The sequence below is a fragment of the Salinivibrio sp. MA427 genome (assembly GCF_001996115.1).
GTDB lineage: Bacteria > Pseudomonadota > Gammaproteobacteria > Enterobacterales > Vibrionaceae > Salinivibrio > Salinivibrio costicola.
Genome location: NZ_MUFH01000363.1, coordinates 1 through 2,164 on the forward strand (window position 1 = coordinate 1; position 2,164 = coordinate 2,164).

A 2,164-nucleotide genomic window follows, 5' to 3' on the forward strand; every position below is an offset into this window, starting at 1 on the left:
GTCTCTACATTGTGGCCACCACGTTGGCACCATATGACTGCCACAGCACATGGCTGCCACAGCACATCAATCAACACTATGGAGAGGAAAATTATGTGTTCAATCTTTGGAGCGCTCGACATTAAAACCGATCCGCAACAATTGCGTGACGTTGCGCTCAAAATGTCAAAAACCATGCGCCATCGAGGGCCTGACTGGTCGGGGATCTATTCATCAGATAAAGCTATTTTGGTCCATGAGCGCCTTGCGATTGTCGATCTTAACAGTGGTGCACAGCCACTTTATAACCCACAACAAACCCAAGCTTTGGCAGTGAACGGTGAGATCTACAATCACAAAGAGCTTCGTGCCGAATTCGCGGCGGATTATCCGTTCCAAACAGAATCAGATTGCGAAATTATTTTGGCGTTATACCAAGAAAAAGGCGCTGAGCTGCTGGATTACTTAAACGGTATTTTTGCCTTTATTTTGTACGATGAAGAGCAAGATGCCTACTTGATTGGCCGCGATCATATTGGCATTATTCCGCTGTATCACGGCCATGATGAGCACGGTAACTATTATGTAGCGTCAGAAATGAAAGCACTGACACCGGTATGTAAAACCATCAGCGAATTCCCTCCTGGTCACTTTTTATGGAGTAAACAGGGTGAGCCTGTCCGCTACTATAAGCGCGATTGGATGGACTATGATGCCGTCAAAGACAACCGCACCGATAAAGCCGCGCTCAAAGAGGCGTTAGAAAGTGCCGTACATCGTCAGCTCATGACCGATGTGCCGTATGGCGTATTACTCTCTGGCGGGCTCGATTCTTCCGTGATCTCTGCGATCACCAAACAGTTTGCGGCGAACCGCGTTGAAGATGATGACCAAAGCCAGGCTTGGTGGCCGCGTTTGCACTCATTTGCGATTGGCCTTGAGGGCGCGCCTGACTTAAAAGCAGCCAAAGAGGTTGCCGATCATCTAGGGACTGTTCATCACGAATTCACTTACAGCATCCAAGAAGGGCTAGACGCCATTCGCGATGTGATTTATCACATTGAAACCTATGATGTGACGACTATTCGCGCCTCTACACCTATGTATTTGATGTCACGCAAAATTCGCGCGATGGGGATCAAAATGGTGCTCTCCGGTGAAGGCGCCGATGAAGTCTTTGGCGGATATTTGTATTTCCACAAAGCGCCTAACGCACAAGAATTCCACGAGGAAACCGTGCGTAAACTGCTCGCACTAAACATGTTCGATTGTGCCCGCGCCAACAAATCGATGGCCGCCTGGGGGGTGGAAGCCCGTGTGCCTTTCCTCGATAAAGCATTTTTGGAAGTGGCGATGCAAATCAAACCGGACGATAAAATGTGCGGTAACGGTAAAATGGAAAAACACATCATTCGTGAGTGCTTTGGCGATTTACTGCCTGAATCAGTGGCATGGCGACAAAAAGAGCAGTTTAGCGATGGGGTTGGCTATGGCTGGATTGATACCTTAAAAACCATTGCCGACGAAAAGGTCAGCGACCAGCAGTTAGCCACCGCTGAATTTCGCTTTCCATACAACACGCCGACCACCAAAGAAGCGTATATGTATCGTGAGATCTTCGCAGAGCTTTTCCCGCTCGACGATGCGGCGAAATGCGTTCCAGGCGGCCCATCAATTGCTTGCTCAAGTGCCAAAGCCATTGAGTGGGATGAATCTTTCAAAAACCAAGCCGATCCCTCTGGCCGCGCCGTACGCACTGTCCATGAAAAGGCGTATCAATAACACCGCCCTTATCCTCGCAATAAAAAACCGCCAAATTGGCGGTTTTTTTATTCGCATTCAAAGCCTCTCGCCTTAGCGTTCCCAGTAGGCTTCTTCCAGGCTATCTTCACGTTCTGGCAACCCGCGAGAAAGGCGTGGTGAGTGCTGCGCCAATACCTCATAGCTCACACGGTTGGCGTATTTACACACCTGAGAGAAAGACGAGTAGGTCAAAAATGGATACTGGTGTTTACGCGAGTTAGGCACATTGTCACGGTGGTAACGGTTGGCTGACATATCATGCAGCAACGCAGAGAGTGCACCGTCACCCGCGCCATTGGTATTTTTAATCCGTTCCGGCCCCCCCATATAAGGGGCAATATGCGAATATACTTTTATTGGATTTTCGCAATCGGCTTTGATC

Annotated in this window: 1 protein-coding gene and 1 pseudogene; one reads left to right on the forward strand and one right to left on the reverse strand. The window is 49.0% G+C overall.

All coding sequences use genetic code 11. The features are described 5' to 3' along the window. The first annotated feature begins 93 nt into the window (after positions 1-93). On the forward strand, positions 94-1,761 hold the full coding sequence (asnB, locus tag BZG79_RS14480; RefSeq protein ID WP_077575876.1) for an asparagine synthase B: 1,668 nt from the start codon (positions 94-96) through the stop codon (positions 1,759-1,761). A 72-nt stretch (positions 1,762-1,833) separates the two neighbouring features. On the opposite strand, the pseudogene BZG79_RS14485 reads toward asnB, so the two are convergent. Beyond that, positions 1,834-2,164: pseudogene (locus BZG79_RS14485) on the reverse strand (inosine/guanosine kinase); the annotation flags it as partial.